Raw genomic sequence first — 24057 nt, forward strand, 5'->3', positions numbered from 1 at the left:
ATTTTCTAGATTTTTTTTGCTAAAACACAACTAATTCATAATTTGGATTTTTTATAAGATTTCAAAAAATAAGCCTAGATATTTCCGTAAACATCTAGGCTTGCTTTGTTTATGCAAATACACCCTTCATTATGATTGTTTGTTTCCGATTAGGTCCAACAGAAACGATCGCAACTGGAATACCAGTTAATTGAGAAACCCTTTCAATATAATGTCTAGTATTTAACGGTAAATCATCAAAACTTTCAGCCTTTGTAATATCCTCGTCCCATCCCGGTAATTCTTCATAAATAGGCTCACATTGCGCAAGAATATTTAGGCTTGCTGGAAAATCTTCAATGATTTCTCCTTTATATTTATATGCTGAACAAATCTTTAAGGTCTTTATACCGGTTAACACGTCTAGCGAGTTTATTGATAATTCAGTGATTCCACTAACTCGTCGTGCATGTCTTACAACAACACTATCAAACCAGCCCACTCTACGGGGTCTGCCGGTTGTGGTTCCATACTCTCTGCCAACTTTACGAATTCTATCTCCAATTTCATCTTTTAATTCTGTAGGGAATGGACCATCACCCACTCGAGTAGTATATGCTTTAGATATTCCTAATACATGATTTATTTTTGTAGGTCCTACACCAGATCCGATTGTCACTCCGCCAGCAACTGGATTTGATGAAGTCACAAATGGATACGTTCCTTGGTCAATATCAAGCATTACACCTTGTGCCCCTTCAAATAAAACCCGTTTCCCTTGGTCGATTGAATTGTTTAGAATTACAGACGTATCAGTTACATATGGACGGATAATTTCTCTATATTCAGAATATTCTTCTAAAATTTCTTCAACTTTAAATCCTACCGCTTCATAGAATTTTTCAAAAAGTCTATTTTTCTCCTTTAAATTTATTTCTAGTTTTCTTTTAAACTCTTCTTCATCAAGAAAGTCTGCCATTCTTATTCCTATTCTAGCCGCTTTATCCATGTAAGCTGGCCCAATACCTTTACCTGTCGTACCGATCTTATTAATTCCTTTCCGTTCTTCTTCCATCAGGTCAATTTTAATATGGTACGGCATTATAACATGTGCCCTATTACTAATTCTTAAGTTATCAGTATTGATTCCTCTCTCATGCAAATAATTTAATTCTTCTACCAATGCTTTGGGATTAATTACCATGCCATTACCAAGTATGCAAATTTTGTCTGAATATAGAATACCAGATGGAATCAGATGCAATTTATATCTCTTATCTTTGATTGTAATCGTATGTCCAGCATTATTACCTCCCTGATATCTAGCTACTACCTCCGCACTTTCCGCAAGAAAGTCAGTAATCTTACCTTTTCCTTCGTCACCCCATTGTGTTCCAACCACGACAACTGTGGACATTGGTAACACCTCCGTTTATCTGATTCAAACTCTCTTTCCAACAAATTAAGTTTAACAATCTTTTATCTTCACTGTCAATGAAAATACGAACATTATATATATTTTTTTGTTATTTGTTCGTATTTGTTCTGTAATAAAAAAAGGTAACCATTTATTATCTGGTTACCCATCACTTACTTCATCTAGTTGATTCTGGTCCTTAGCATAGTTTACGAACTTATTGAAGTTTTTAAGGAATACAAGTTCGACTTTACCAACGGGACCGTTTCTTTGTTTCGCTATGATAATTTCAATAATATTTTGCTTTTCCGTTTCAGGATTATAATAGTCATCACGATATAAAAACGCGACAACGTCAGCATCTTGTTCGATACTCCCCGATTCACGAATATCCGATAACATCGGCCTTTTATCTTGTCTTTGTTCTACAGCACGACTTAACTGTGATAGAGCAATCACCGGAACGTCAAGTTCTCTAGCAATTCCTTTAAGCTGTCTTGATATTTCAGAGATCTCCTGTTGTCTATTATCCGATTTCCCCCGCCCATGTATTAATTGTAAATAATCTATTAATATTAAGCCTAATCCCTTTTCAGCCTTCAATCTACGAGCTCTAGCCCTAATATCGTAGATTGTTATTCCAGGGGTATCATCGATATATATCGGAGCCTCTGATAAAGTACTCATTGCCATTGTTAACTTATTCCAATCTGATTCTTCTAACATACCTGTTCGCAATTTATGACTGTCAATATTGCCTTCAGCAGCGATCATCCTTTGTACTAATTGTCTTGCTGACATTTCCAAACTAAAAATCGCAACAGGATGTTTACTTCTACATGCTACATTTTGTGCAACATTTAATGAGAAGGCTGTCTTACCCACACTTGGACGGGCGGCGATTATAATTAAATCAGATTTTTGAAACCCTGAGGTCATCCTATCCAAATCAGTGAAACCTGATGGAATTCCCGTAATTTCACCTCTATGATGATGTAAATATTCGATTTGGTCTACAGTTTCCATTAATACTTCTTTAATATTTATGAAACCATTATCGATTTTTCTTTGGGAAAGTTCCAAAATTTTTCTCTCTGCATCTCCAATTAAATCACTGACATCTTCAACACCTGAATAACCTGTACTAGCAATTTCTGTAGCTACCTTTATTAATCGCCTTTGAATAGCTTTTTCTTCAATTATTCTGGCATAATATTCTACATTTGCTGCAGTTGGCACTGCATTGGCCAAATCAGTAAGGTAGGAAACTCCCCCAACTTCTTCTAGTAACTTTTTTCCTTGAAGCTCTGCCGTAATTGTTACAAGATCTACAGGCTCACCTGTCTCAAAAACATCCAACATTGCCCGATAAATCTTTTGATGAGCAGTTCGATAGAAATCATCAGGAGATAAGATTTCCATAACGGTGATCAAAGCATCTCGTTCTAATAGGATCGCTCCTAATACGGCTTGTTCGGATTCTATATTTTGTGGTGGAATTCTGTCCAAATAAAGTTCACTCATTCTGAGATCCCCTCTAATTTATTTTCACATTACTTTTGTTCGATTACGCTTACTTTCAAAGTAGCTGTAACTTTAGGATGTAGCTTCACCATTACTTGAGTATAACCTAAACTACGTATTGGTTCATCCAATAAAATTTTCCTTTTATCAATTACAATATCTTCTTTCTTTAAAGCTTCAGCTATTTGCTTTGAAGTCACTGCCCCAAATAATCTGCCATTGTCTCCTGCCTTTGAGGTAATTTTAATAGTCATCTTTTCTAGTTTTGCAGCTAGTTCCTGTGCACTTTGCAGTTCAGCTGCTCTTCTTTTTTCTTCACTCTTTTTAAAGGCATTTACTTCTTTAATACTGCTACTTGTAGCTTCCTTAGCCAAACCTCTAGGAAACAAAAAGTTCCTCGCATACCCTTCGGCAACCTCTTTTATATCTCCCTTTCTACCTTTACCTTTAACGTCCTGTAGAAAAATAACCTTCATACTAATATTCCCCCTTCATCTTGAATAGTTTTTAGAACATCTATTAATCTTTCTTCTGCTTCTTCCAAGGTTACGCCTTCTAATTGGACAGCGGCATTTGTTAAATGTCCACCACCACCCATGCGTTCCATGATCACTTGTACATTTATTTGACCCAACGATCTTGCACTGATTGATACTAATCCATCATGACGAATGCTGATTACAAAAGAAGCAAATACACCACTCATATTTAACAAAGTATCTGCTGTTTGAGCAATTAAGATTTGATCAAGTTTTTCATCAGCAACTGCAATTGCTATATGATCAAATATTATCTTTGCTTTTTTCACCAATTCAGTTCTTTTTACATATTGCTCTATATCAACTTTTAATAGTTTTTGAACTAACGTGGGATCAGCGCCTTTGATTCTTAGAAAGGAAGCTGCTTCAAAAGTTCGATAACCTGTTCTAAAAGCAAAACTCTTCGTATCTACCACAATTCCAGCTAACAGTGCAGTAGCTTCCAATGGATCCATCTCCAATTTGTCTGACTGATATTGTAATAATTCCGTTACTAGCTCACTTGTAGAAGAAGCATATGGTTCCATGTAAATTAGAACAGGATCGTTAACAAATTCCTCTCCCCGTCTATGATGGTCAATTACAACCACTCTTTCTATAACATCAACTAATTTAGGTTCTATTGTTAACGATGGTTTATGAGTATCAACCATTATTAGTAATGTTTTCGAACTAACATTTACTATTGCCTTATCAGGTAGTACGAAATATTTGGATAACTCCTCATGCTTGTCAACTTCATCAAGCAATTTTTGAATCATGGGATTTGGTTCGTCAAGGATGATATATCCTTCTTTTTCATTGACCAAAACAGCTTTAAGGATTCCGATTGAAGCCCCAATAGCATCCATATCAGGGGACTTATGACCCATGATTAAAACTAAATCACTTTCTTTAATCAAATCCCTTAATGCATGAGAAATAACTCTGGCTCTCACCCTAGTCCTCTTCTCAACAGCATTTGATTTGCCACCATAAAATGATAAGCGTTCACCAACTTTGACTGCTGCCTGGTCTCCGCCACGCCCCAATGCAATATCTAAACTTGATTGGGCCATTTCGCCTAATTCGATAAAAGAATCAGCCATGGCGCCTATTCCAATACTTAATGTTAAAGGTATCTTATTGTCCGTAGTCATTTCTCGAACGATATCCAAGATATCAAATCGCGAATTTTCTAATTGTTCTAAAACTGTTTGGTTAGTAATCATCAAAAATTTATCAGCTGCATATCTCTTTAAATATATCCCTAAGGCATTGGCCCAGTCACTGATTGCGCTTGTTACATCTGTTAAAAGTAAACTTCTACTCAATTCATCCAATCCTTGACTCACCTCATCTAGATTGTCTAAATGAATGATACCAAAGACTGTTTTTTCCTTTTCGTATTGATCGAGTAGATAGTTATATTCAGTAATATCAGTAAGATATAACAATCTCTCTTTTGAGTGAATATCTACATTGTATATCTTAAAATTGTGTTCAATTTCAAGCTGTTGAATATCTTCTTCCCAAACTAAGGCCGGTATAACCTCATTTAATTCTTTCCCTATTAGGTTATCTTCACCTGTAATCAAATTCAGGTAGGGATTATGCCATTCTATCTTCTTCTCTTCATCGTAAAGAATAATCCCGATCGGTAATTGTTGAATTACATCTTTACCAGCTTTTTTGATCCGGCACTGGGTCGTCTTTATATAATCAATTAAATCTTTTCTAAAAGCATTTCCAACCTTGTAGGTTGAATAAAAGAGCCATACTAAGATGATCAGGCCTATTAAAGCATATTCCCAATGCCAAATAGCTAGTATTCCTAGTAATAATAAATCAAATAGAAAAATCAAAACTAAATGAAAACCAAAAACTCTGTTTGATAAAAATTTAGGCAATCATATCAGCCCCTAAATTTCAAGCTTTTTTCGTAAGTTGAAACTGATATCTATCATTCCCAAGATTATTAATAACTGGGTCATAAACGGTATTAAAATTCCCACTATCGCAATTACCCGAATTGTCTTTCCGAGATTTTTTTGATGGGCATAATAGAATACAAAGGATAAGCCCTGAATTAATAAGATTAAATGTAATAGTGGATATAGGTTGATCGCAATTAGTTTAATAGCATAAATATCATATAAGGACTTTATTTTTAAAGCAATGGAATTTAATAAATAGTAAAAAATTATGCTACGTGGGAATGTCCATTCTCTAAATGGAGGTAAATTAGGAACTTTAATCCCTAATCTTTTCATAATTTTCCCTGCTATGACATGGTTTATTATTACAAACATTATGGCAAACGCAATGATAAAAAATGGTAACATTAAGCCGATATTATCAAATAAAGCTCGGTATGCCTGAATAATCAATTCAGTCTCCTGTTGGTTACCAAATTGTTTTAGCATACCTTCAACTGAATTTAAAGATGCATTTAACATTTGTTGTAATGATTCAATAATATCAGTGCCGATGATCAAATTACTAAAGGCAATTCCTAAAATCAAATTGATGATTGTGGTAATCGAACCACCTAAAATAACCAGTAAGATATTTCCCTTTTTATATAAAGCCCCCATTGTTATACCAACTGTACCGGCCAAAATAGCAAGAGTTATGCTATAAAAACCTCCGATTAATATCGATAATATAGAACTAGCTGTAATAACAATTAAACCCATTTTAATACCATTACGATACCCATAAATGATGAAGGGAATCGCTAATAAATATAGAGTAACCGTACCTAAGGGGGTTAATACCGTTATTAATAATAATAATAAAAATATAGTGCTAAATAATGCTCCTTCTGTGAGTTCTCTGCTTTTTTTGTTCAATAATTTACACCTCTTGTTATTTTTTTATATATTGTTCCAAAACTGATAAATCTCCATACCACTTTTCTATTTCATGTCCTTCACGTTTATGCTCTTGCAACTTATCCATCATAGCTTGATCTAATTTGTGGAATGGAATTCCTATTCTCCTTGCTAATACATAGATAGCTATTAGTAAACTGGCCATGCTATCAATGATAAGTGACTCTTTCCCATGGTATAAACCCTTAAATAAAACCCCTACATGCTCAATTATTTCTGTTTTTAACCATTCCATAACTTTAATATTTTTGGCAATATGTACGTTCCCAGGCTTATCCAATGATAATCGCTCCTTTTTGTACGTACTATTATAATCCTATCCTACTTCCACATTTAATGTCGATTATCCTTCAAAAATACATATTTGTGTAACCAATTATATCAAATTGAAGTAGTGAATTTTCAATAATTAAAAATAAGATGATTTGCTACATGAGGTAATTGCTACAGGATAAAAAAAACCCTCTTTATCAAGAGGATTTTTTTATATTTATGAACTTATAATTATTCTGTGGTATATGGAAGTAATGCCATGTGACGAGCACGTTTGATAGCTATTGTCAATTGACGTTGGTATTTTGCAGAAGTTCCAGTTACACGACGAGGTAAAATTTTACCACGCTCGCTGATGAACTTTTTAAGTAAATCAACGTCTTTATAATCGATATAATCGATTTTATTTACAGTAAAGTAACATACCTTACGACGCTTACCACGTTGTTTGCGAGCCATTCTATTCCCTCCTTAACAAGAAGAATTGTATCAATCTTCGTTTTTATTTAAATACGATCATAATATTTTTAATTATACTTCCTTAAAAAGGTAAATCGTCATCGGAAATATCAATTGGACTTCCATCATTTATAAAAGGGTCATTATCAAACCGGTCATTTTTACTATCCGGGCTTCCATGGAACTCAGATCTATTTTGATTTGATTCAAGGAAACGAACATTATCCGCTACAACTTCAGTAACATACACCCTTTTCCCATCATTATTTTCATAATTACGGGTTTGAATACGTCCTTCAACAGCAACTAAGCGGCCTTTTTTTACATAATTTGCTACATTTTCAGCTAAACCTCTCCATGTAACAATATTAATAAAATCAGCTTCACGTTGTCCTTGTTGATTGGTATAGTTACGATTAACCGCTAGAGTGAATGTTGCAACTGCAACACCACTTGGTGTATATCGTAATTCAGGGTCCTTAGTTAATCGCCCGATTAAGATGACACGGTTTAACATTTCGACTCCCCCTAAATATTATTTAACATCCTTAATGATTAGATAACGAATTACCCCATCAGTAATTCTAAATACACGATCAAGCTCAGCAACTACAGCAGGCTCAGATTTGAAGTTAACCAATACATAGTAACCATCATTATAATCTTCAATCTCGTATGCTAAGCGACGCTTACCCATTTCCTCAAGCTTTTCAATTTCTCCACCATTATTAGTGATAATGTTTTGGAATTTCTCAACTAATTCTTTAGTTGCTTCTTGCTCAAGGTCAGGCTTTAGAATGTACATAGCTTCATATTTACGCATTTACTTTCACCTCCTTTTGGACTTAACGGCCCTAAATATAGGGCAAGGAGCGAGGTTATAGAACTCGCATTTAGAAATTATATCATGATAATTGTTAAATATCAATAATTATACATTAAATCTAAAATGCATTACATCGCCATCTTGAACAACATAATCTTTGCCTTCTAAACGAAGCAGTCCTTTTTCCTTGGCTTTAGCCATTGAACCGACACTTACTAAATCATCATATCCAACAACTTCTGCGCGAATGAATCCACGTTCAAAATCTGAATGGATTACACCAGCAGCTTGTGGTGCCTTAGTACCCTTTTTAATGGTCCAAGCCCTTACTTCTTGAACTCCTGCAGTAAAATATGTGATTAAACCTAATAATCTATAAGCAGCTTTAATCAAGCGGTCTAAACCTGATTCTTTTAATCCAAGATCTTCTAGGAATAATTGCTTATCCTCAGCAGAAAGTTCAGCAATTTCTGCTTCAACCTTTGCGCTAATTACAACTATTTCTGCACCTTCGGCTTCTGCAAACTCTTTCACCTGTTTTACATATGGATTATTATCAAAATCATTTACTTGCTCCTCACTAACATTTGCCACATACAATACTGGCTTCATTGTAAGTAAATGAAGATCTCTAACTAGCATTTTTTCATCGTTAGTAAGTTCAATACTTCTAGATGGTTGATCATTCTCTAATGTATTTTTGATTTTTTCAAGAACTTCGTATTCAAGTTTGAAAATTTTATCTCCACTCTTTAGATTTTTCTTAGTTTTTTCAAGTCGTTTCTCAACTGTTTCTAGGTCTGCTAGAATTAATTCCAAATTTATTGTTTCGATATCACTAATTGGATCTACCTTTCCTGCCACATGTGTTATGTTTTCATCTTCAAAACAACGAACCACATGAACGATGGCATCAACCTCACGGATATGGGATAAAAATTTATTTCCCAATCCTTCTCCACGACTTGCACCCTTAACTAAACCTGCAATGTCTACAAATTCAAAGGCAGTCGGCACTACGCGATTAGGATTAACCATATCACTTAATACTTGTAATCTATTATCAGGCACTTCAACGACTCCAACATTGGGGTCGATAGTACAAAATGGATAGTTTGCTGATTCTGCTCCTGCTTGTGTAATCGCATTAAATAACGTCGATTTTCCTACATTAGGTAAACCGACGATACCTGTTTTCAATGGCATCACGTTCACTCCTTAGTTCCAATCATATTACTTGATTATAATATAACAATATCTAAGAGAAAAACAAGAAAATTAATAAGTAAAGCCATAGCCCTTTAATTACTTTCTAGGCAGCGTATTTATCATAACAGCACAATCATACAAAATACTTCCATTTCCCATATCAGAAAGTTGATTGGAAGTTAAAATATTTACAGAAGCATCAGAATCTCTCCACCATCCCTCTTCTATTACGATGGTTTTTTCATTCATTTTTTGCTCTACTTTTGCATACCCAATTATAAAGCCACGTTCATTAAAAACTTGTACCAAATCACCATTATTAATTTTATGTTCGGTTGCTATTGTTTTCGATATTATAATCCAAGGCTTACTGTCCTCTTTACGAACTAATAAATGATGTTGTGAATGTAAGGATTTGCTCGGATGGATCGATAATAAATTATATGGATATTTCCCATTTAAATCTGGATTAACTTGAAGACTTTCTTTCGGATAACTAATCACAGCAGTTGGAGGTAATCCTTCTTTTTTCGCCCGTTCCGAATAAAACTCAAATTTTTGAGAAGGAGTTGAAAATTTCTTATCCTGCCAAGGAATAGATGGAACTGGTAAGCGTAACTGTCCGTTTTCCTTTAATGTTTTAAAATCAATACCATATTTGTCTAATGGTTTTAAAGCTATCTCAAAATACTCTTCGCTATTTTTTTTAAACCCGTTCAATCCTAAACGCTCCGCCAGCTCTGTCCATATCTTTAAGTCAGACCATGCTTCACCGCGTGGTTCTACTATTTTTGGGCCATATCTAATTACATTGTGAAACATTGAACCATAATAAATATCCTCTTCTTCAAAAACAGATGTTGTAGGTAAAATATAATCAGCAAGCCTAGCAGTATCCGTCATAAACATATCGATCACAATTTTTGTTTCAATCTTTTCAAATGAAGTAATTGTCTTTTCTTGGTTTGGTAATTGGGTGATAGGATTGCTCCGTGTTACAAAAACAATTTTGATAGGTGGATTTTGGGCATTGATAATTTCATCTGCCTGACTAGGTCTTTTGAAAGTGCGGTATTCCTTTCGTAAATCTACTCGTAACAATTCCTTCCAATTAAAACTTCTGCCAACCGCCAAATTTGCATACTGAACTCCGCCACCGCTTATTCCAACATTACCTGATAGGGCGATAAGAGCATCGATTGCACGGATTGAATTGCCTCCATTTGCGTATCTTTGCATTCCTAATCCAAGAAAAGTCATTACGGGCTTTTGCTTAGCATACATATAAGCTAAATCGTATATGAGCTTTTGTTCCACATTTATTTCCTCAGAAATTTTTTCTATGTCTAACTTTCCAATTTCTTTCCTTAACTCATCAAAACCAATCGAATATTTATTGATGAAGTCCATATCATGCCAACCATTATCAATGATTATCTTGCTGATAACCAAGGCAAGTAACCCGTCCATTCCAGGCTGAATTTTTATATGTAAATCTGCTTTTTTAGCAATCCCAGTATTTATTGGATCGATAACTATTAGCTTTGCTCCACTTTTTTTCGCATCCAATATGAAAGGTAATAGGTGGATATTGGTTGTGGTAATATTTCTCCCCCAAATTAAAATAACATTTGCATTTTTGATATCTTCAACATCATGACTTAAGGAATCTCCAAAGTCATATAGTTGACCTTGTATACCAGCTCCCCAACATAGACTTCCAATCACTTCTGTCATTCCACCAAAGAAATTAAAAAAACGTTGATCTAATCCCTTTAGTAATCCACCTGAAGCATAGTCATAACTGTGTAATATTGCTGTTGGACCATACTTTTCTCTTACATCTAACATCCGTTGACTGATCTCATCTAATGCCTGATCCCAACTAATTCTAATGAATTTTTCATCTACTTTTTTTAATGGATACAGTAATCTTTTAGAATCATTAAGACGATCTTTAAGTAATTTACCTTTACCACAAATCTTACCCCTTGTGATCGGATGACTTGGGTCACCTTCAATCTTCACTATTTTATTTTGATTTACAGTCACCGTTAATCCACAAACATCATAACAATTTAATGGACAAGCTGTTCTCCACTGTTTCAAATTCTTTTTGCAACCCCCTTTTTATCATTATCAGTTAATACTTTCTTCTCCCTTTTTAAGAACTTTTTTTATCTTCCTTTCAAATTCTCTACGAGGAATTAAAACACTATGGCTACACCCTGTACATTTAATCCTAATATCCATGCCCATTCTAATAATTTTCCAAGAATTTGTTCCACAAGGGTGCGGTTTTTTCATTTCTACGATATCGTTAAGGCCATATTGTTTTTTGTCCATAATAAACTCCTTTCTATTTTTATAAACTCATATTTGATTTATTAGTATCAATTATCTTTGTTAGGAAAAATTTACATATTATACGAGTGTTAAGTGCCTATGTTAAGTACCGTGTTTAATTTTATTGATATTTTTTAGAAATTATTGATTTTTAATGTCCATTATATTACTTACCTTGAAGTTTGAAAAGGATAAAGAAGAAGTACGGCCAATAAGTATAAGTTTAATACACCATATATAGGATACAAAACTTTTACTAAAGTTGAGAATCCGATAAATGTTAATGGAATAACACTGATGATTATTAAAATGCTTATCTTATTCGCTGAATAATTCCACTTCATTTGTACCCGGTGAACCAGTCCATGGATATTACTTAATACTGTAGTATATATTGCAAACCATAAAACTATTGTAACAAGAATTAATAAAAAGGTTTGATGTGAAGGAATTAATGAAAATAGCGGAATTTCATACTGTTGAACAAACTCTACTTTTAGCAAAGCTATATTTAACATTAATGCCACTATTCCTAAAAAGACTGCGGCAAATATTCCTCCTATTATCATTTCTGTCGTTGATCTGATTTTTTTTCCCATTGTCGATAGTACTCCTAACAACGAGATCATGTTTAAGGCTGTATAGGTAATCGATGATGGCCAAACTTTTAAATGGGACCTAATATACTCTCCTGAAAAATATTGATTGGAAAGATTATATTGGAAAGTTACACTTATAATTATCGTTATCAAAATTGGTATTAAAATACTATTCATGATGATTAAACCATTTACCCCAAAGACTAATACTAACCAAACCGCAATAGCTAAAATACCAACTCCGAATAAAAATGAAAAATCCCATTGTTCAAAGGTTGCTCCACTTCCGGCAAACATTACGATTGAACCCGAAAATAAATATAGAAATATTAAACCATCAAATATTTTAGCTAAGGTTTTGCCCATTAAAATCTCTAAAACTTCATAATAATTATCAGTTTTATATTTATAACTAATCCATGTAATAAAAACACTGCTAATCGCAAAAATCATCATCGAAATTATAATACCAATTGTGCTTTTTGTACCATAAGAACTAAAAAATTCCCAAATTTCCCTTCCTGATGCAAATCCGGCTCCTATTGTAGTTCCGATTATAGTTAGCCCCAATTTGATCCCATTATTAAAAGTTCGAATCAACTAGAATCCTCTCCTCCTCAAAAAATCCTATATTAACAATGTATATTTCCTTAATTATCCACGTATACTATTAATAATATTTTTTTGGAGGTATTTATGAGTTTTTTGAAGAAGGTAAAAAACTTAAAATATGTTATCGATTCTTCAGAACCAAATGCAAATATCAAGATATCAAATCATATAAATGAATTTATAAATAAATATCCATTCGAACATTGGGTTGTTGTTTGTATTGGGACAGACCGTTCTACTGGTGATGCCCTTGGTCCCCTTGTAGGATCAAAGTTGAAATTAATTGATCCCTATGGATTTACGATCATAGGGTCATTGGAAGAACCAGTACATGCTTTAAATTTAAAAGATACAATTCAATTTATCGATACCAATTATCCTAATTCTGGTGTAATTAGTATTGACGCTAGTTTAGGTCAATTGAGTAGTGTAGGAACTATCCAAATTCAAGACGGTCCTTTAAAACCCGGTGCCGGGGTGAGCAAGGATTTACCGGAAATCGGCCATTTTCATATTACTGGAATCGTCAATATCGGGGGATTCATGGAATATTTTGTTTTGCAGAATACTAGACTAAGTCTGGTCATGAAAATGTCAGAACAAATTTCTTCTGCCATATCTAGAATTTCTATTGTTAATAAAACAAAAAAAGAAAATGCTATCAACAATTAAGTTAACATTTTCTTTCTCAAACTACATTTAAAGCTTTTTTTATTATTTCAAATTTAATTTTCATATCTGCAAATATTTCACCATCAGCTTGTATCTTAAACCTATCATCTGTATAAACTTCAATCTTTTTACCATTTATCTTTTCAATCATTGGGTATTCAATATGTTTACCACTAAAAATTAATGGAAATAATCTTAAAAGTTGAAGTCGGGTAATGTCTTTTATGATACAAATATCGAGTTGACCATCATTATTTTGGGCATTTGGACAAATTGCCATCCCACCACCATAGAATCGGTTATTGGCTACGGCAACCAACCAAACACGTTCATACTTATGTATTTTATCATCGATCACTAGTTTAACTTGCTTGGGATTATAACTCAATAGAATCCTTAAAACTCCAAACACATAAACTAATTTTCCAAACAAACGCTTTAATTTGGAGTTATTAACAAAATGAGCAACTTCTCCATCAAAACCCATACTCGCTACATTGATAAAATAACGATCATTTATTCTACCAATGTCTATTTTTTTGACCTCTTTTTTTAAAATCCTTTCCAAAGCAAGAATTGGATCTTTAGGAATTCCCATTTCGCGTGCGTAATCATTACCGGTTCCACTTGGAATATATCCAATAGGTATTTGAGAAGGATACCAACCATTTATAACTTCATTTAAAGTTCCATCTCCGCTAACAACAATAATCAACCCAATATCAGCCTTATTTTTATTTTGTTCTGCTATTTCAGTTGCATGGCCTTCATATTGAGTATATATTTCTTTATATTTAATTTTTTTGCCATCTAAATACTCTTTTATTTTAGGAATGATTTTTAGTGAGCTCCCTTTTCCAGAAATCGGATTAATTATAATATAAATTTTTTTGTCGTTAATACTTTTACTCATCACCGATTCCTTTGCTGTTATCAATTTCTTCATATCTCATTAAACACTGTCCTTTAAAAACAGCCTTCTCTTCGATTACTATGTTTCCTACTTCAACATCTCCTATTACCTTGCCGCTTGATTTGATCTCCAGTTTCTCTTCACAAATCAATTTAGCATAGGAAGAACCAGCAATAATCATGTTTCTCCCTTTCAAATTACCTTTAACTTGTCCTTGTTCACCAACTATAATATCCCCTTGAGTTGTCATGTCACCTGAGAAAGAGCCATCAACTCTAACGATTCCTATTGCCTCAATATTACCTTCAAAATTAGTTCCGGGACCTATAACGGTATCAATTTCATTGATCTTTTGATTTTTTTTGTTACTAAACAATTATCCTCGTTCCTTTCAATTTTAGTTTATATAATTTGACGGATTTACTCTCCGCCCGTTTTTACGAACCTCATAATGTAAGTGTGAACCGGTACTTCTACCAGTACTCCCCATATAAGCTATCAATTGTCCCTTCCTCACAAAATCGCCTTTTTTTACTAGATTTTTCGAGTTATGAGCATAAACAGTTTCTAACCCATTCCCATGATTTATTACAATCTGATTCCCATATCCTCCGTTTCTACCAGAGAAAGTGACGATACCGTCAGCAGTCGAATAGATCGGAGTTCCAAAGGCGTTAGCAATATCTAAGCCATTATGAAAACTTCGATTATTGTTAAATGGATCACTACGATAGCCAAATTTTGAAGTTATTCTTCCAACTGTAGGATTTATTGATGGAATAGAAAGTAAAGTTTCATTTCTTTCTTCTAGTAATTGAAGCAATTCATTTAATGACTTTTCTTTTTCTGGCAGTGTGTTCTGTAACGATTCTATTGTCTCTTTAGTTGTCTTAATTGTCAAAGTGCTGGCAGTCATTTTACTCTTGTTGTTAATTCCCGATAGCACTAACTGATTTTCCTTAGAAAAATAACTTTTTGATGGATCAAAACCATTTTTAATCCTAATTTGTTCTTCTAATTGTTGCAACCCTATCATCTGTTCTTTCAATTTTTTCACTTCTTGATACAATGATAAATAATTTTCAGAGTATTCTTCTATGATTTTTTGATTATCTGACTGTATCAATTGTAAGGAAGCCTTTTCTCTTTTGATATAGATATATTTGTAGGCCCAAAGTGAACTAAACATCAGCCCAACTAAGATAAAAGTCAAGATAAAGCGAACAAAATAAACTGATACTCTTAAAGTCATAGGCCCGCGTTCGGTATGAGGGATTACCATCACTGTCAAAAAGGGATTTTTTTTCATTTTGCACCTCTATACTTTATTTCTATCAATCTACCTATTCGCTATAAACTGACAATTTCCTGCTAATTCTGTTATGTAAATTAATTTTTTTTAGTTTTTCATCGCCTTTTCTATCACATCTAATTCTTCTTTGGATAGTTTGTAGGTTGAAGAACCATTTTTAATCGGCTTGGCATAAGTGTTTGACTCTCCACGGTTATATATACTTGATATTACAATACCATCTTTATTTTCATCTAAAAACGCTATTGAATAGCTTAAATCATTTCCCTGTTCACCAAAAGCATTATAGCGAATAATCGCCACGTTTCCTTTTAGTTCCTTAACTTTATTTAATATTAAGTCGATCTGTTTTTCGTTGTTTTTGATTTTGTTTTTTATCATCTCTGCTTCATTCACATATTCTACAATCACTTCTTCTAAACTTTTGATACTAGCACCTTTCGTGAAGATATTAATTTTTTTAGAGACTCTTTTAAGTTTTATACTTAAAGTTGTATTCCATATTAAAAAAACTAGTAATAAAAATGACTCCACTATTAATATTACTGGTATGTAATCAACAATATAACTCATATTTATTTCCTTCCTCCCTTTTTTAATATACTTCAATAATTAAGAAACACCTATAAAAACCAGGAGTTATCATAAAAAATAATTAACCAATATTACTCCGATTGGAGCGATGAAAATTGCTGGCAACATATTGGCAACTTTGATTTTTTTAATTTCTAAAATATTAATTGCAATAGCTAGTATTAAGATTCCTCCTGTTGCAGTTATCTCAGTAATCATGGCATCCAATAATTCTTGACTTAAAAACAGATGAATATATCTAGCCAACAATGCAATGGAGCCTTGATAGATAAAAACAGGAATCGCAGAAATTACAACTCCAATACCTAACGTTGATGAGAAAATGATTGCCGAAAAACCATCAAGCATTGATTTTATATATAATAAACTATGATCTAAATTTAACCCACTATTTAAAGCACCCAGTATCGCCATAGCACCAATAGTATAAACCAAAGTCGCTGTTACAAATGCATTGGCAATATTTCCTTTGCTCTTGCCGCCAATCTTATCTTCTATCCACTTTCCTAGTTGATTTAAACGACCATCTATTTCAAGTAATTCCCCTATTATGCTTCCGACTACAATACTAACTATTATGAGTAAAAAATTATCCGATTTCAAACCCATAGATATTCCTTGTATTATTATCGTTAAACCAATGCCTTGCATTATTAATTCCTGTAGTTTGTTTGGTGTATTTGAAAATAAATATCCTAGTATTCCGCCAATAATAATAGCTACGGCATTTACTATCGTTCCCAATATCACCATTATACTTTCACCCTCTATCCATTAAGCACAAACCTTTTTTATCTATCTTGATTAAAATTTAGACAACCATTTAAGGTTGTCTAAACTCTTTATATACCGATTAATTTTAAAATACGCTCTAAATCATCTTGATCAAAATACTCTATTTCAATCTTACCTTTCTTCTTACCTGCTTTTATCTTGACTAAGGTCTTAAATTTATCCCTTAACTGTTCTTCTACTCTTTCAAACTCCTTATTCTTGGTTTTTTGTTCATTTTTATTCTTTGTTTCACGTGAAACATCACTTTTAAGTTGTTTAATCTTTTCTTCTAGTGTTCGAACACTCCACTTTTCTTTAATAACTTTTTCAGAAAGATATAATTGTTTTTCTTCACTTTCTAAGGTTATCAATGCCCTAGCATGTCCCATAGTAAGTTGTCCAGTAGCAACCTTTTCTAAAATAGATTGGGGTAATTGAAGTAATCTAACGAAATTGGCTACATTTGGACGACTAACTCCAATCCTAGTAGCTAATTCATCTTGTGTTAAATTATATCTCTTCATCAATTTATCATAAGCAACTGCAATTTCTACTGGATTCAGGTCCTCCCGCTGTAAGTTTTCAATCAATGCTACTTCCATTACCTGTTGATCAGTAAAATTTTTAATTACTGCAGGTATTTTTTTGAGGTTTAATGCCTTTGATGCTCTCCAACGTCGTTCTCCTGCAACAATTTCATACCCATTTAAAGATTCTCTAACAACAATTGGCTGAATAACACCATGTTCCTTAATAGAAGCCATTAATTCTGATAATTGTTCTTCATCTATATGTTTTCTTGGTTGGTAAGGATTTGGTCTGATTTTATTTATGTCTAATTCAGAAATCGAATCATTTTCATCAATCTTTAGAGTTGGAATTAAGGCATCAAGACCCCTACCGAGTCTTTTATTCATTTTCAATCACTTCCCTTGCTAATTCAAGATATACTTCAGCTCCTTTAGATTTTGGGTCATAATTAACAATTGACTTTCCATGACTAGGCGCTTCACTCAAGCGAACATTTCTTGGAATGATAGTTGAATAAACCTTATCTTGGAAATATTTCTTTACTTCTTCGACAACTTGAATACTTAAGTTAGTTCTAGCATCAAACATCGTTAGTAAAACGCCTTCTATTTTTAGTTCAGTATTCAAATGTTTCTGTACTAACCGAATCGAATTCAGTAATTGACTTAAACCCTCAAGAGCATAGTACTCACATTGAATAGGAATAATAACTGAATCAGCAGCAGTTAGAGAATTTAATGTTAATATTCCGAGTGAAGGAGGACAATCTACAATTATATAATCGTATCTATCTCTAATTGTTTTTAATGCTCTTTTTAGTTTGACCTCCCGCGAAATCGTCGGAACTAACTCAATTTCAGCTCCAGCCAATTGAATAGTAGCAGGTATCACATCTAACCTCTCGGATTCCACTTTATAAATTGCTTCATTTAAAGGAACGTCATTTATTAAAACATCATAAATACAATTATCAACATCAGCTTTATTAATGCCGATACCACTAGTTGTATTTCCTTGAGGATCAATATCGATTAATAAAACCTTTTTTCCTAATTTCGCTAAACTTGCACTTAGATTAACAGAAGTAGTGGTTTTACCAACTCCACCCTTTTGATTGGTAACAGCAATAACCTTTCCCACTGAGTTCACCTCAATTCAACTCAAATATAACTATCTTCATAATATTTCTAACTACTAGACAAATAAGCGGCAAATCAAGATTGCCGCTTTAATTGATTATGATTTTTTGGTATTTTGATGACAAACTCATAATATTCTTCATGGTCTCTCTCATCAGTTTCTAAATTCATGCCTGTTTTTAAAACCATATCAATTGATTGTCTAATGGTGTTCATCGCAATCCGAACATCTCTTGAAAAAGCAACTTTTTTAGGTTTAGTTTTATTTCTATTCGATAATTTGTCTAAAATCTGTCTTACTCGATTCTCAGTTTGCTTTACATTCAATTCTTTTTCAATAATTTCAGCCAAAAGTTTTTCTTGTAATTCTTGATTTTGAAGTGGTAGTAAAGCTCTAGCGTGTCTTTCAGATATTTTTCTCTTTAACAATTGTTCCTGAATTGTTGGTGGTAAATTTAAAAGTCTTAGTTTATTAGCGATAGTTGATTGACCCTTTCCTAGCCTTTGAGCCAAACTTTCTTGGGTTAATCCGTGTAGCTCAATCAATTTCTGATAAGCTGTTGCCTCTTCAATCGCTGTTAATCCTTCTCGTTGTAAATTTTCAATTAAGGATATAGATGCAGTTTGAGCATCATTATATTCCTTAACTATCGCAGGAATTGTATTCATACCAAGTTTTTTCACAGCTCTCCAACGACGTTCTCCGGCAATTAATTCATATCGGTTGTCCTTAACCCGTACAACAATTGGTTGAATAATTCCATGAGTTTTGATAGTTTGGCATAATTCACCGATTTTTTCATCATCAAATATTGTTCTTGGTTGATATGGGCTAGGAATTATCTGGTCAACAGGAATCTGTTTAACCGCATCAGTATCACGATCCGATAACCCTAATAACCGAGAAAAACTTTCTTTCATATTATTTTTCACCACCATTTATCATTCAATATTAATATTCTCTCAGTTTATTGAAAATCCTGCAACATAAAAACAAAAAAATCAAAAGGCGTAATCATATAATTTTCGATGTTTCACGTGAAACAAGCTACTATATTATCGGCTTACGGCTTGGAATACCAGGTTTTCTAGGGTATTTTTTAGGAGTTTCTTTTGTCTTTTTAATGATAATAATCTTTCTCTCACCAAAATTTTCCGGCAGTAATAGATGGTGTTCTTTAGTAAGTTTTGCGCCCATTATCTGAATTGCTTTTTTGGCTTCATCAACTTCTTCATAAGTGTTAGAACCCTTCAAAGCAATCATATATCCTCCCAATTTTACAAAAGGCAATGACAATTCACTTAGAATATTTAATCGAGCAACAGCCCTTGAGATGGCAATATCAAATGCTTCTCTATATTTATCATTTTTCGCCAATTCTTCTGCTCTTCCATGAATGCAATTTATATTTTGTAAACCTAGAACTTCAATAACATGTTTTAAAAAAGTTATTCGTTTGTTAAGGGAGTCCAATAACGTTATTTTTAACTCAGGAAAACAAATTTTTAAAGGGATGCTCGGAAATCCAGCACCCGCTCCAATGTCGATTAATGTCTGATCACTCAATTCATGATAAAAGGCAGGAGTTAAGGAGTCAAAGAAATGTTTAACTAAAACTTCCTTTGGCTCAGTTATTGCAGTTAAGTTAATTTTTTGATTCCATTCAATCAATAATTGAAAATAGGTATTAAATTGTTCTAACTGTTTTTCATCACAAGTTAATCGATAAGGTTCTAATAAAGAATTTAACTCATGTATCATAATTTAAATCTCCATCTCTTTTTTTCCTTGTTCAATATAAATTAATAAGATTGAAATGTCAGCAGGACTAACACCGGATATCCTCGATGCTTGTCCGATATTTATAGGTTGAATTTTATTTAATTTTTCTTTAGCTTCTATAGATAATCCCCTGATTTTGTTATAGTCTATCCATTTAGGAATTATCTTTGACTCAACTTTTTTCATTTTTTCAACTTGTAATAACTGTTTTTCAATATATCCAGAATATTTTATTTGAATTAGTACCTGCTCTTTTATATCTTCAGTTAATTCGATATTTGAAGGTGAAATCATTTCAATATGTTTATAAGTAATCTCCGGTCTTTTTAATAAATTAGCTAAAGTAGTAGCATTGTTTAGTTCGGTTGTACCCGCTTCTCTTAAAATAGCTTGGATTTTATCAGTTGGTTTTACCTTTTCTTGCTTTAAACGTTTAATTTCCATTTCAATTTTTTCTTTTTTATCAATAAACTTCTGGTATCTTTCTTCATCAATTAGACCAATCCGATAACCAATTTCCCGTAGACGTAAATCAGCATTATCATGTCTTAATAACAAGCGATATTCGGCTCTTGAAGTCAATAAACGATAAGGCTCATTAGTTCCTTTTGTAACTAAATCATCAATCAACACACCAATATAAGCTTGAGAACGATCTAAAATTACAGGTTCCTTATCTAATACCTTACATGCAGCATTAATTCCAGCTAACAATCCTTGCCCAGCAGCTTCCTCGTATCCAGAAGTTCCATTTAATTGCCCAGCAGTAAATAGATTTTTAACCCTTTTAGTCTCTAGGGTAGGCCATAATTGAGTTGGAATGATCACATCATACTCAATCGCATAACCTGGTCTCATAATTTCTGCTTTTTCCAAACCAGGGATAGTGCGGAGCATTTCTAATTGAACATCCTCAGGAAGGCTAGTTGATAAACCCTGAACGTATACCTCTTGAGTATTCTCACCCTCTGGCTCAAGAAAAATTTGATGTCTTGGTTTATCACTAAAACGAACTATTTTATCCTCTATGGATGGACAATATCTAGGACCCGTCCCCTCAATTACTCCAGAATACATTGGTGCTCGATGTAAATTGTTATTAATTATTGAATGGGTATGAAAATTAGTGTATGTTAACCAACATGGTATTTGATCTTCTCTAAATTTAGTTGTATCAAAGGAAAAAGATCTAGGAACATCATCTCCTGGCTGGATCTCAGTTTTGGAAAAATTGATAGACTCTTTATGAATCCTCGGTGGGGTCCCAGTTTTAAATCTTGCTAATTCAAACCCTAATTCTTTCAGGTTGTTAGATAAACTGATAGATGGTTGCTGGTTATTTGGTCCACTTTCATAAATCAGATCACCAATTATAATTTTTCCACGCAAATATGTACCTGTAGTTAAAACCACAGTCTGACTATAGTACTCCGCACCAGTTGAAGTTATGACACCTTTTACCGTACCATCCTCAACTATTAATCTTTCCACCATCGCCTGTTTTAAAGTTAAATTTGCTTGCCTCTCAATTGTCTCTTTCATCATTTGTTGATAGGCAAATTTGTCTGCTTGAGCTCGTAAAGCATGTACAGCAGGTCCTTTACCAGTATTGAGCATTCGCATCTGAATATAGGTTTTGTCTATATTTTTGCCCATTTCTCCGCCTAACGCATCAATTTCTCGAACCACATGTCCTTTAGCTGGTCCACCAATTGATGGGTTACAAGGCATAAAAGCTATAGTATCCAAGCTGATAGTTAATAATAAAGTTTTGACTCCCATACGCGCTGAAGCCAATGACGCTTCAACCCCAGCATGTCCAGCACCAACAACAATACAACCGTATTCCCCAGCGTTATAACCCATTTATTTACCCCCTTTTAGAAACAAAAAAATTTATTTTCCAACACAAAATTGCGAGAAAATCTGGTCTGATAGATCATCGCTAATTGCTTCACCTATAATTTCACCTAAAAAATCCATAGTATTTTTAATATCAATCGCAATCATATCAATTGGTAACCATTCTTCGATAGATTGAATCGCCTCATCAACACTCCTCAGAGCATTTTTCAATAGAGCAATATGTCTTGAATTGGAGATATATGTTAAATCATCTGTTTGAATTTGACCTTCAAAGAACAATTTACTGATCACTTCTTCTAACTCCTCGATGCCTTTCTTTTCTTTTGCTGAAGTATAGATAACTGGCACGTCATTCAATTTTTCCTTTATACGATCAATATTTAATTCTTTAGGTAAATCGGTTTTATTTATAACAACAATTACCCTTAATCCCTTTACAAGGTCGATTAATTTTATATCTTCTGAAGTTAACTCTTCATTATTATTAAAAACTAATAATATTAGATCAGCATCGGAAAGTGCCTTTCTTGATCTTTCAACCCCAATCTTCTCTACTAGATCTTCTGTTTCTCTGATTCCAGCTGTATCAACTAATTTCAAAGGTACACCATTAATACTAATATATTCTTCAATCACATCTCTAGTGGTACCAGGAATTTCCGTAACTATAGCTTTATTTTCACGTAATAAGGTATTAAGTAATGAAGATTTGCCCACATTAGGTCTTCCGACGATAACAGTGGATATTCCATCTCGTAAAATTTTCCCTTGATTTGAATGTGATAATAAAAAGTTAATATCATCTTTAACTTTGGTTGTTTTTTGTAATAAAAATTCATGGGTAATAGATTCAATGTCATGTTCCGGATAATCTATATTTACCTCAATATGGGCCAATATTTCTAATAGTTCTTTTCGTATCTCTTTTATTTTATCCGATAGTTTTCCCTCAACTTGTCTCATCGCTAACTTCATTGCCCGTTCAGTCTTTGAACGAATTAAATCCATTATCGCTTCAGCCTGGGATAAATCGATCCTACCATTCAAAAAAGCCCTTTTTGTAAACTCACCTGGTTCAGCAAGTCGAGCTCCATTCTCAAGTATTGTATCCAATACTCTTTTTGCCGCGATTATTCCACCATGACAATTTACTTCAACAACATCTTCTCTAGTAAATGTTTTTGGTGCTCTCATAACAGAGACTAAAACTTCATCAATTATTTCGCCATTTATGTCAATTAAATAACCATAATTTATCGTATGACTATCCACAGTGGATAACTTTTTTTTACCTTTAAATAATGAATCAACTATATCTATAGCGTTATTACCACTAACACGGATGATTGCAATACCACCCTCACCTATTGCAGTAGATATCGCTGCTATTGTATCCATCTCCATTTTAACTTCACCTCGATAGCTATATTCCCCCAAAAATTTAGAATAGCATATTTACTACAAAAAACAAAATTTTGTCTTTATAAAATATATCAACATGTGGATAAACTTCTTATTTATTATCTCCAAAATAACTATATTTCAAATTCAAAAATCTCATGACTTTTCAGACTGAAGACTAACCTCATGCTAAATTACCTAGTATGAGGTTATTTTTGTCAAAAATGCTTAAAATCTTGGATGAAATAAAAAATTGAGAGCGATTCGGACGTCTCTTCCACGTCCAATTCGCTAGCTTTTTCAAATTCATGGCAGCAAAAACTAACATCGCCTGCATCGAGACTTTTTTCAAACCTCTTAACGTAGTCCAACGCAAACCATGTTTCTCTTTCATATCTGCAAATACTCTTTCT

The 24057-nt window shown here is 33.3% G+C and carries 26 protein-coding genes; 1 reads left to right on the plus strand and 25 read right to left on the minus strand.

From position 1 onward, the window contains the following. Nucleotides 1-109: 109 nt before the first annotated feature. The 13 genes from BHF71_RS04370 to BHF71_RS04430 form a co-directional block, all read right to left on the minus strand. Nucleotides 110-1396, minus strand: coding sequence for an adenylosuccinate synthase (locus tag BHF71_RS04370; protein WP_069656453.1), 1287 nt, complete (start codon nt 1394-1396; stop codon nt 110-112). Between the two features lie 162 nt (nt 1397-1558). Further along, nucleotides 1559-2920 (minus strand): replicative DNA helicase, encoded by a 1362-nt coding sequence (gene dnaB, locus BHF71_RS04375; protein WP_069656454.1) that lies wholly within the window; start codon nt 2918-2920, stop codon nt 1559-1561. Nucleotides 2921-2949: 29 nt separating this feature from the next. Next, on the minus strand, nt 2950-3396 hold the full coding sequence (gene rplI / locus BHF71_RS04380) for a 50S ribosomal protein L9 (protein WP_069656455.1): 447 nt from the start codon (nt 3394-3396) through the stop codon (nt 2950-2952). Continuing rightward, nucleotides 3393-5348, minus strand: coding sequence for a DHH family phosphoesterase (locus BHF71_RS04385; protein ID WP_069656456.1), 1956 nt, complete (start codon nt 5346-5348; stop codon nt 3393-3395). The genes rplI and BHF71_RS04385 overlap by 4 nt, the downstream gene beginning before the upstream one ends. A gap of 12 nt (nt 5349-5360) precedes the next feature. After that, entirely contained in the window at nt 5361-6293 is a 933-nt protein-coding gene (locus BHF71_RS04390) for a YybS family protein (protein WP_069656457.1), read from the minus strand. Between the two features lie 16 nt (nt 6294-6309). Further along, on the minus strand, nt 6310-6615 hold the full coding sequence (locus BHF71_RS04395; protein ID WP_084024224.1) for a MazG-like family protein: 306 nt from the start codon (nt 6613-6615) through the stop codon (nt 6310-6312). A 224-nt stretch (nt 6616-6839) separates the two neighbouring features. Continuing rightward, nucleotides 6840-7067, minus strand: a complete 228-nt coding sequence (rpsR, locus tag BHF71_RS04400; protein ID WP_069656458.1) for a 30S ribosomal protein S18 — start codon at nt 7065-7067, stop codon at nt 6840-6842. 82 nt (nt 7068-7149) lie between these two features. Continuing rightward, nucleotides 7150-7584 (minus strand): single-stranded DNA-binding protein, encoded by a 435-nt coding sequence (gene ssb / locus BHF71_RS04405; protein WP_069656459.1) that lies wholly within the window; start codon nt 7582-7584, stop codon nt 7150-7152. A gap of 18 nt (nt 7585-7602) precedes the next feature. Next, the gene (gene rpsF / locus BHF71_RS04410) at nt 7603-7890 is read right to left on the minus strand and encodes a 30S ribosomal protein S6 (RefSeq protein ID WP_069656460.1); all 288 of its coding nucleotides are present in this window, start codon (nt 7888-7890) and stop codon (nt 7603-7605) included. Nucleotides 7891-7998: 108 nt separating this feature from the next. Beyond that, nucleotides 7999-9099 (minus strand): redox-regulated ATPase YchF, encoded by a 1101-nt coding sequence (gene ychF / locus BHF71_RS04415; RefSeq protein ID WP_069656461.1) that lies wholly within the window; start codon nt 9097-9099, stop codon nt 7999-8001. 99 nt (nt 9100-9198) lie between these two features. Then, nucleotides 9199-11211 (minus strand): molybdopterin-dependent oxidoreductase, encoded by a 2013-nt coding sequence (locus tag BHF71_RS04420; protein ID WP_069656462.1) that lies wholly within the window; start codon nt 11209-11211, stop codon nt 9199-9201. 30 nt (nt 11212-11241) lie between these two features. Continuing rightward, a complete protein-coding gene (locus BHF71_RS04425) occupies nt 11242-11448 on the minus strand; it encodes a DUF951 domain-containing protein (protein WP_069656463.1) in 207 nt (68 codons plus the stop codon). A gap of 170 nt (nt 11449-11618) precedes the next feature. Next, entirely contained in the window at nt 11619-12647 is a 1029-nt protein-coding gene (locus BHF71_RS04430) for a YkvI family membrane protein (protein ID WP_084024226.1), read from the minus strand. 96 nt (nt 12648-12743) lie between these two features. Here BHF71_RS04430 and yyaC point away from each other — a divergent pair, with 96 nt between their 5' ends. Further along, on the plus strand, nt 12744-13331 hold the full coding sequence (gene yyaC, locus BHF71_RS04435; RefSeq protein WP_069656464.1) for a spore protease YyaC: 588 nt from the start codon (nt 12744-12746) through the stop codon (nt 13329-13331). 16 nt (nt 13332-13347) lie between these two features. Here yyaC and BHF71_RS04440 read toward each other — a convergent pair whose 3' ends face one another. The 12 genes from BHF71_RS04440 to BHF71_RS12260 form a co-directional block, all read right to left on the minus strand. Further along, complete coding sequence (locus tag BHF71_RS04440; protein WP_084024228.1) at nt 13348-14277, minus strand: diacylglycerol/lipid kinase family protein; 930 nt, start codon at nt 14275-14277, stop codon at nt 13348-13350. Continuing rightward, entirely contained in the window at nt 14237-14620 is a 384-nt protein-coding gene (locus BHF71_RS04445) for a bactofilin family protein (RefSeq protein ID WP_069656465.1), read from the minus strand. The genes BHF71_RS04440 and BHF71_RS04445 overlap by 41 nt, the downstream gene beginning before the upstream one ends. Before the next feature lie 21 nt (nt 14621-14641). Beyond that, nucleotides 14642-15553 (minus strand): M23 family metallopeptidase, encoded by a 912-nt coding sequence (locus BHF71_RS04450; protein ID WP_069656466.1) that lies wholly within the window; start codon nt 15551-15553, stop codon nt 14642-14644. Nucleotides 15554-15643: 90 nt separating this feature from the next. Next, complete coding sequence (locus BHF71_RS04455; RefSeq protein WP_084024230.1) at nt 15644-16129, minus strand: DUF4446 family protein; 486 nt, start codon at nt 16127-16129, stop codon at nt 15644-15646. Between the two features lie 69 nt (nt 16130-16198). Continuing rightward, the gene (locus BHF71_RS04460; protein ID WP_069656467.1) at nt 16199-16903 is read right to left on the minus strand and encodes a DUF554 domain-containing protein; all 705 of its coding nucleotides are present in this window, start codon (nt 16901-16903) and stop codon (nt 16199-16201) included. 89 nt (nt 16904-16992) lie between these two features. After that, nucleotides 16993-17841: a ParB/RepB/Spo0J family partition protein gene (locus BHF71_RS04465; RefSeq protein WP_069656468.1), complete on the minus strand. Its 849-nt coding sequence runs from the start codon at nt 17839-17841 to the stop codon at nt 16993-16995. Further along, complete coding sequence (locus BHF71_RS04470) at nt 17834-18595, minus strand: ParA family protein (protein ID WP_069656469.1); 762 nt, start codon at nt 18593-18595, stop codon at nt 17834-17836. Before BHF71_RS04470 ends, BHF71_RS04465 begins: the two co-directional genes overlap by 8 nt. Before the next feature lie 74 nt (nt 18596-18669). Then, nucleotides 18670-19515 (minus strand): nucleoid occlusion protein, encoded by an 846-nt coding sequence (noc, locus tag BHF71_RS04475; protein WP_069656470.1) that lies wholly within the window; start codon nt 19513-19515, stop codon nt 18670-18672. Between the two features lie 130 nt (nt 19516-19645). Continuing rightward, nucleotides 19646-20359, minus strand: a complete 714-nt coding sequence (rsmG, locus tag BHF71_RS04480) for a 16S rRNA (guanine(527)-N(7))-methyltransferase RsmG (RefSeq protein WP_425425387.1) — start codon at nt 20357-20359, stop codon at nt 19646-19648. Beyond that, nucleotides 20360-22243 carry a tRNA uridine-5-carboxymethylaminomethyl(34) synthesis enzyme MnmG gene (mnmG, locus tag BHF71_RS04485; protein ID WP_069656472.1) on the minus strand — a complete coding sequence of 628 codons (1884 nt, stop codon included), beginning with the start codon at nt 22241-22243 and terminating at the stop codon, nt 20360-20362. A gap of 30 nt (nt 22244-22273) precedes the next feature. Continuing rightward, nucleotides 22274-23647: a tRNA uridine-5-carboxymethylaminomethyl(34) synthesis GTPase MnmE gene (mnmE, locus tag BHF71_RS04490; RefSeq protein ID WP_069656473.1), complete on the minus strand. Its 1374-nt coding sequence runs from the start codon at nt 23645-23647 to the stop codon at nt 22274-22276. A 181-nt stretch (nt 23648-23828) separates the two neighbouring features. Beyond that, on the minus strand, nt 23829-24057 hold a 229-nt coding region (locus BHF71_RS12260), incomplete at its 5' end, for a transposase (RefSeq protein WP_084024083.1).

Origin of the sequence: Vulcanibacillus modesticaldus (assembly GCF_001730235.1) — a bacterium.
Taxonomy (GTDB): domain Bacteria; phylum Bacillota; class Bacilli; order Tepidibacillales; family Tepidibacillaceae; genus Vulcanibacillus; species Vulcanibacillus modesticaldus.

Bases quoted from the DNA above. Each gene is read 5' to 3' on its own strand.
- dnaB (WP_069656454.1), bottom strand. From the start codon at position 2,920: ATGAGTGAACTTTATTTGGACAGAATTCCACCACAAAATATAGAATCC.
- BHF71_RS04455 (WP_084024230.1), bottom strand. From the start codon at position 16,129: ATGAGTTATATTGTTGATTACATACCAGTAATATTAATAGTGGAGTCA.
- yyaC (WP_069656464.1), top strand. From the start codon at position 12,744: ATGAGTTTTTTGAAGAAGGTAAAAAACTTAAAATATGTTATCGATTCT.
- BHF71_RS04460 (WP_069656467.1), bottom strand. From the start codon at position 16,903: ATGGTGATATTGGGAACGATAGTAAATGCCGTAGCTATTATTATTGGC.
- mnmG (WP_069656472.1), bottom strand. From the start codon at position 22,243: ATGGGTTATAACGCTGGGGAATACGGTTGTATTGTTGTTGGTGCTGGA.
- ychF (WP_069656461.1), bottom strand. From the start codon at position 9,099: ATGCCATTGAAAACAGGTATCGTCGGTTTACCTAATGTAGGAAAATCG.
- rpsR (WP_069656458.1), bottom strand. From the start codon at position 7,067: ATGGCTCGCAAACAACGTGGTAAGCGTCGTAAGGTATGTTACTTTACT.
- ssb (WP_069656459.1), bottom strand. From the start codon at position 7,584: ATGTTAAACCGTGTCATCTTAATCGGGCGATTAACTAAGGACCCTGAA.
- noc (WP_069656470.1), bottom strand. From the start codon at position 19,515: ATGAAAGAAAGTTTTTCTCGGTTATTAGGGTTATCGGATCGTGATACT.
- rplI (WP_069656455.1), bottom strand. From the start codon at position 3,396: ATGAAGGTTATTTTTCTACAGGACGTTAAAGGTAAAGGTAGAAAGGGA.
- BHF71_RS04465 (WP_069656468.1), bottom strand. From the start codon at position 17,841: ATGAATAAAAGACTCGGTAGGGGTCTTGATGCCTTAATTCCAACTCTA.
- mnmE (WP_069656473.1), bottom strand. From the start codon at position 23,647: ATGGAGATGGATACAATAGCAGCGATATCTACTGCAATAGGTGAGGGT.
- BHF71_RS04425 (WP_069656463.1), bottom strand. From the start codon at position 11,448: ATGGACAAAAAACAATATGGCCTTAACGATATCGTAGAAATGAAAAAA.
- BHF71_RS04370 (WP_069656453.1), bottom strand. From the start codon at position 1,396: ATGTCCACAGTTGTCGTGGTTGGAACACAATGGGGTGACGAAGGAAAA.
- rpsF (WP_069656460.1), bottom strand. From the start codon at position 7,890: ATGCGTAAATATGAAGCTATGTACATTCTAAAGCCTGACCTTGAGCAA.
- BHF71_RS04440 (WP_084024228.1), bottom strand. From the start codon at position 14,277: ATGAAGAAATTGATAACAGCAAAGGAATCGGTGATGAGTAAAAGTATT.
- BHF71_RS04450 (WP_069656466.1), bottom strand. From the start codon at position 15,553: ATGAAAAAAAATCCCTTTTTGACAGTGATGGTAATCCCTCATACCGAA.